At 39.8% G+C, this 6,165-nt stretch carries 6 protein-coding genes; 2 read left to right on the top strand and 4 right to left on the bottom strand.

Annotated features, from left to right (window positions below; all coding sequences use genetic code 11):
* The coding region (locus tag AB4128_RS14165; RefSeq protein ID WP_372038072.1) for a heavy metal-binding domain-containing protein at positions 1-354 on the top strand (354 nt) is incomplete at its 5' end.
* 588 nt (positions 355-942) lie between these two features.
* Positions 943-2,853 (top strand): methyl-accepting chemotaxis protein, encoded by a 1,911-nt coding sequence (locus tag AB4128_RS14160; protein WP_192022134.1) that lies wholly within the window; start codon positions 943-945, stop codon positions 2,851-2,853.
* 179 nt (positions 2,854-3,032) lie between these two features.
* Here AB4128_RS14160 and AB4128_RS14155 read toward each other — a convergent pair whose 3' ends face one another.
* From AB4128_RS14155 to AB4128_RS14140, 4 genes are all read right to left on the bottom strand, one after another.
* Positions 3,033-3,809: a glycoside hydrolase family 11 protein gene (locus AB4128_RS14155; RefSeq protein ID WP_372038069.1), complete on the bottom strand. Its 777-nt coding sequence runs from the start codon at positions 3,807-3,809 to the stop codon at positions 3,033-3,035.
* 602 nt (positions 3,810-4,411) lie between these two features.
* Positions 4,412-4,780 carry a DUF333 domain-containing protein gene (locus tag AB4128_RS14150; RefSeq protein WP_080914967.1) on the bottom strand — a complete coding sequence of 123 codons (369 nt, stop codon included), beginning with the start codon at positions 4,778-4,780 and terminating at the stop codon, positions 4,412-4,414.
* Positions 4,781-4,853: 73 nt separating this feature from the next.
* The gene (locus AB4128_RS14145; protein WP_055022559.1) at positions 4,854-5,285 is read right to left on the bottom strand and encodes an HPP family protein; all 432 of its coding nucleotides are present in this window, start codon (positions 5,283-5,285) and stop codon (positions 4,854-4,856) included.
* A gap of 96 nt (positions 5,286-5,381) precedes the next feature.
* Positions 5,382-6,095 (bottom strand): YrhK family protein, encoded by a 714-nt coding sequence (locus tag AB4128_RS14140; protein ID WP_055022560.1) that lies wholly within the window; start codon positions 6,093-6,095, stop codon positions 5,382-5,384.
* Between the last annotated feature and the right edge of the window lie 70 nt (positions 6,096-6,165).

Here is a 6,165-nt window from a genome sequence, read left to right as displayed (position 1 = left end):
TGTGACGGTAAAGCCAAATGCGAAAACTGTAAAAAGTGTGAAAACTGCAAAGGTTGTGATGGTAAAACCAAATGCGAAAACTGTAAAAAGTGCGAAAACTGCAAAGACTGTAACGGTAAAACCAACTGTGATAACTGTAAAACCAACTGTGATAACTGTAAAAAGTGTGCTGATAAAGCTAACTGCAAATGCTGTTCAGCAAAACATGCACACAAAGATCATAAGACCAAGCAACATACTCATGCTTGCCCAATGAATGCCAGTATTACAGGTGTTGAAGGTGATAGCTGTCCTAAATGCGGCATGAAATTAATGCCAATGAGCGCCGAAAAAACTGAACACGCTCACCATTAGGCATATCTGATACCGCTAATTAACGATTAATTAGCGGTTTACATTTTGACTGTAGATACTTTTTAAAAGCCTTACATATACATCTGACTATCGTAAGGCTTTGATGACTTTCTTCGCCCAACGCCTTCTGCTTTATTCTGTTCAACGGACTCTTTTCAACTGACTCTATTCAACGGACTATGTACAACGAACTCTGTTCAACTGACTCTGCTCAACGGGCTCTGCTCAACTGACTCTTTCAACTAACTCTTTCAACCGCTACTGCTCAACGGACTTTGTTTAAATCATCTTACACTTATTCAAATTATTATTTTTGCCAATAAAATGATTGTCACGAAACGTACAAAACGGCTTTTTATTCAACAAAAAATAACCGTTAAAAAATCGTATCACGGCCACCAACTGAACAAAGTCCAACCAATCAGCGCGCAAAAACACCGCACATTGTTAGATTATTATATTTAATTGTGAAACTTCCTCATGTTTTTAGTATAAATGCCGTTATAGTCAGCACCCTTGATTAGGTTAGCCAAAGGCAGCCTAGATGTATCAACACACCTAATTAATCGGTGTGTAGGAGTTATGTTAATGAGCTTTTTATCTACATTATCCATTCGGAATAAGTTAATAACTGCGATGTTATTTGCTGTCATTGTATCCACCAGCGTCGTTGCTTATGTAGGCCAAAATAGCGCTAAAACCTTATTATCAGAGCGATTAGAACAGTCGGATATGCCTAACCTAGTCCAGCGTATTCGTAATGCTATCGATGGCGAAATTAATCAGATGAAAGTCGTCACTCGGGCTATCGCAAATAACAGCATGATCCAACTTTGGATAGACCAAGGTGAAAGTGTTGAAGGTGAGCAGTACTTAATCGATTACTTAGCAAAAACAGCCAGTGATAACGGCTTTAGTAATGCCTCATTTGTCGATAAAAACAGTCACAAATATTGGAATCAAAATGGCTTTTTACGCGTACTGGATCCCGGCCATGATAAGTGGTTTTTTCGCTTCACTGAAAGCGGCAAAAACGAGTCGACGAGTATTTACCATGACAGTGTTGGCCAAACTGATATTTTCATCAATTACCAGCAAGAAAATGGCCAAGGCCTAAGCGGTGTGTCTAAATCTTTTGATGAAATGGTTGATTACCTCAACAGTTTTCAAATCGAACAAACGGGTTTTGTTTACCTCGTTGATGGCGACGGTGTCATTAAAGTTCACCGCAGTATCGATTATAAATCGGGTAAAACATTAGCTGATATATATCCGAGCATTAACAGTCGTCAATTGTTAAACCAAAACAACTATGCTTTTGCAATGGCTGATGAGCAACTCATTGCTTCAAGTTATATCTCAAGTTTAGGCTGGTATGTCATCGCTGAAGTCCCTCAAGAGGAGCTATACGCTGGCTTAGATACTTCACGTAATAATATCTTAATTACGTTCTTTATCATTGCCGTCCTCTTTATTGCGATCAGTATTTACCTTGGCAACAGCTTAGTGCGTCCACTAAATCAATTAGCTGATACCTTTAAAGAGCTCGGCGAGGGTGAAGGTGATTTAACTCAGCGTATTAACGAAAATGGCAATGAAGAAATGCGCCGTTTAGCTCAAGGGTTTAATGCCTTTATTAGTAAATTGCACTCTGTCGTTCAAGAGCTAGCTGCAACCTCAAACAAGGTGAATGACGCTTCTCAACATGTCTATAGCGATGCCCAACATTCTAAAAAATCTGCGGATATCCAAAGTGATGGAGCACATCAAGTTTCTGTAGCCATTAACGAAATGGGCAGCACAATTGCAGAAATAGCAAACAGTGCCTCCATTGCAGCTCAAGCCACTAATGATGCGACCATAAAAGCGCAACGGGCGCAAACCGTGGTTGAAGAGTCAAACACGACCATCACAGATATGGCGTCTAATATGGAAAACGTCTCAGAAAATATTGTCACTTTAGCAGAAAAAAGTGACTCAATATCGAGCGTGTTAGATGTGATTCGTGGGATTTCAGAACAAACCAACTTGCTAGCATTAAACGCCGCTATTGAAGCTGCTCGCGCTGGTGAACAAGGCCGTGGTTTTGCCGTTGTTGCAGATGAAGTGAGGAACTTAGCCCAGCGCACCAGTGAGTCAACTGATGAAATTCACGCTATGATTTCTGAGCTACAAAACGGCGCCAAAGCTGCCGTAGCATCAGTCCACGAAGGACGTGAGCATGCCAAATTAGGCGTTAAAGCGTCAATGCGAACGCATCAGGCGCTGGAAGAGATTGCAGGTAATGTTCAGCATATCTCAGATCTCAATACCCAAATAGCCACTGCGACTGAAGAGCAATCTGTGGTGATTAACGAAATTAATCAGCATGTGGTCAACATTGGTGACAGCAGCCAAAGCAGCGCCCAAGCTTCAGCCAGCATTGAAAGCTCAAGCAATGAGCTAAAATCAATGGCAAATGATTTAGACGGACTTGTGGGACGATTTAAATTAACCTAACTTCGCCACCATTTAACAGTAAGCAAAATAAAAAAGCCAAACTCATTGTTTGGCTTTTTTGTTGCACAACGCTTGATTTATCTACCTATCAATTGCTTATTATGCTGAGTATCACTCACCACACAAAAAGGGTTCAGATTAACCTAACGAGTGCGATCAAACCCGTTAATGTACAGGGCCTAGTTATTTGACCAAGCATTTAAATTGACAGAACCTCCGCCACCAATCAGCTCAATCGCAAAAATTTGATAACCCCAATTACCAATATACGGGTATTTTTCATGCTTATATTCTTGCGGGTTTATCCACATTTGAAAATGCTGACCGACATTAATCTCACCGTTATCACGCTGATTGTAATAGTCACGAATTGCCCAGTATTGTTTAAATGTTGTTAGCCCAGGCCCATAGGCGTGAGGCTTATCGGTGCGTGTTGAAACATAGTAGTCGTACTTAGCACCATCTACATTTTTAGTTCCTAACCAACGTGCACCATTGTCTTTGCCATCATCATTTTGATGCTCGGGATACCAACCATTGTGCTTATCAATAATGTAATATTCGGCCATACCGTCGTAATTGGTGTTATTGCTTTTAGTCCAACCATACAAAGCAAAAACTGACTTTTGGCTGCTGTTATCAGGATAGTAATTTTCAATACTAAAGTTGACTTTGCGCCATTGATGCCCTGTTTGCCAACCTCGACCTGACACCACGTTTTGCGAGTTTCCAGACATTTTTATATAACTTGCGGTATAGCTAGTGGTGTAAAGATAAGTATTTGGATCGTTGTTCAATTCATAGTGGCTGGTGAAGTACCCTTGCTCAGTATTTGGAAATCTGGCTTCGGAAGTTTGAAACGTTTCAGCGGCCTGTATATTCCCAGAGGTGACACAAAAGGCTGCGGCAACCAACAATGCCCTTATATATGTTTTTCTATTTGTATGTGAGTTCATAGTTTCCCCATTTATATATCTAAATATATTAAAAGGTGGTGTTATCTCAAGTACCGCATAAGGTTATTTATCCTCATAAATCAATGCTTAATAACGACACCGTGTTCTACAAACAGAAAACAGGGTTTACCTATGACGCCAACCTAGATTGTAATAATCTCGTCTGTTAAAAAGCAAAATTACATTACCTTGCCCACCTAAAAATTGATGATTATCGCCAATGAATTTATTTACTTAATTAAGACAACAAAATAGACCTGCTTCATTACTCGACGACCTATTAGTACATATGACTATAAGGCGTGTCAATATAAGCAATGGTGAATATACATCAAAAGTATGAATACAACCGGCTAGGTGTAGGCGGCTAAAGCTGTGTTAATAACGAGGCTACAAACACTCGTCAAAATTAACTTAAGAAGTTGAAATAAATAACGTTATAGAGGGTAAACAAAGCAATATAGGAAGGGAGATGACCCGCCAAAATAAAGCGCTTAGAAATCAACAAAAAATGATGTAAAACATGGCGAGTCAATAAGCAAGTAAAGTTGGCGAATATAAATAGGCTTTATACTCACCATGATTAAACTGTCATCGGCTATTTATTTACTGCTTTGCTGCTTAAAGTAATCCCAAGCGTTAACAATACGGCCATCAGCGAACTTACATTCGCTAGTGTTGATATCGTATTCTCCTTGGGATGATATGCAATAGGCCGCGGCAGGATTTTCTAGCCCTACAGATTGATCTGCATGATATTTTCTATAAAAATCCCAAGCATCCACTTGGGTATTGTCTTCAAGCATACATTGCCCAGAAGAAATATCATACTTACCCCGCTCTGCACAAAATACAGCGGCAGGATTGGCAAGTTTTTGCTGGCTTGATTCAACCTGACTTTGTTTATTGTCACTGCAAGCAGACATCATGCAGAACAAGCCAACCAGCCCTATGATTTGATAACGTTTCATTGTTGTTCCATCCTTGAAAATTAATGTGTTCACATAAGTTGATTAAGCAGCGTTTAGCAAAGGTTTTCAACGCTCATGATAACTGCTGAGTGACTAATAAACGCTGACAGAGTTTAATAAAATCAGATGATGTGACAATCCCTAACACTCTGTTATCTCTGTCTAAAACAGGTAAACAACCTAGTTTATTGTCGATAAAATATTGCACGACAACAGGAAGCGGCTCATCTAATCCTAATTTATCGACTTGGGTATCCATAATATCGGCGATAGGGGTATAGCGCTCTTTTCTATCTAACGCTCCTTGGCCGTACTTATTGAGCACACTTAGCACAGTTGCAATCATTTTTTTATGGGTCAACATGCCAACAAATTTGCCATCGGATTCAGAAATAACAGGAAGATGACGCACATTACGGCTTTGCATTAATTGGTGAGCGTCTTTCAGGCTGGCCTCATTACTAATACAAATAGGATTAGGGGTCATGATATCGCTTACTTTCATCGTATTATTCCTTATACAGATTATGTATAAATTCTAATCAAACCCGTCATGAATAGCGAGTAATTAACAAGCAAATCAGCCAAATATCAATGATGACTATAGCTGCTTTTTCGCTATTTCACCTTCTACCAACAAATATGCTCGCCAGTAGTTAAATACACCACCCAATAAGAATAACAAGCTGCCAATCATGTACTGCCAAGCAAGAAAGTTAAGAATAAGTAAGTGATCATTTGGTGACTCAAAAGCCCATAAATATGGCACGGAAGCCAAGCCATAAAGAACTGAACCAACGATGAAGCAAATCGAAGTAAGGTTCATCAACTGAAGTAACTGCACTGAGTCTGCTTTGACGATCAAAAATACGTTAGCCGCTGCGCCAACAACAAATAACGTGCTGCCAATAATAAACAACCAGGTGCTGATTAACGGCCAATCCACTTGAGGAAAACTCGCTAACCGACCAAATACAAAACATAAGGTGCCAAACAGGTATGTCGCCCCTGCAAAATACTCAACAACCTCGTCTACTTGGTGGGATGTATGACTTTTCCAATAACGCCGGATCTCAGCCATATCGTGAATATTAACCACTAAATAAGTTAACGATGCAGCGAGAAAAATCCACCCACCAATATAAGCGTATTCAGCTCGGCTAGGAAAAAAGAAGAAACTGCCAATAACAAATAAAATGCCACCTAATTTATAGGCAATAGCATTGATCGTTTCCCAGCGAAACTGAGATCTTAAGGCTTTTTTATCCGCGGTTAAATTTAAGATACGGCGACGATTTGAAAAAGCATGTGGCATAGGTTTGATATCTCAGTAGGTTTTGTCTTTGCTCAATTCACCACTAACGCCAGTGATTAATGCTATCGTC

It is taken from the genome of Shewanella sp. 10N.286.52.A9, assembly GCF_041468985.1.
GTDB classification, from domain to species: Bacteria; Pseudomonadota; Gammaproteobacteria; order Enterobacterales; family Shewanellaceae; genus Shewanella; species Shewanella japonica.
This window is presented reverse-complemented; position numbering and strand designations above follow the sequence as displayed.

Excerpts from the sequence above, each read along its gene's own strand:
- AB4128_RS14160 (WP_192022134.1), top strand. The coding sequence starts at position 943 with ATGAGCTTTTTATCTACATTATCCATTCGGAATAAGTTAATAACTGCG.
- AB4128_RS14155 (WP_372038069.1), bottom strand. The coding sequence starts at position 3,809 with ATGAACTCACATACAAATAGAAAAACATATATAAGGGCATTGTTGGTT.
- AB4128_RS14150 (WP_080914967.1), bottom strand. The coding sequence starts at position 4,780 with ATGAAACGTTATCAAATCATAGGGCTGGTTGGCTTGTTCTGCATGATG.
- AB4128_RS14145 (WP_055022559.1), bottom strand. The coding sequence starts at position 5,285 with ATGAAAGTAAGCGATATCATGACCCCTAATCCTATTTGTATTAGTAAT.
- AB4128_RS14140 (WP_055022560.1), bottom strand. The coding sequence starts at position 6,095 with ATGCCACATGCTTTTTCAAATCGTCGCCGTATCTTAAATTTAACCGCG.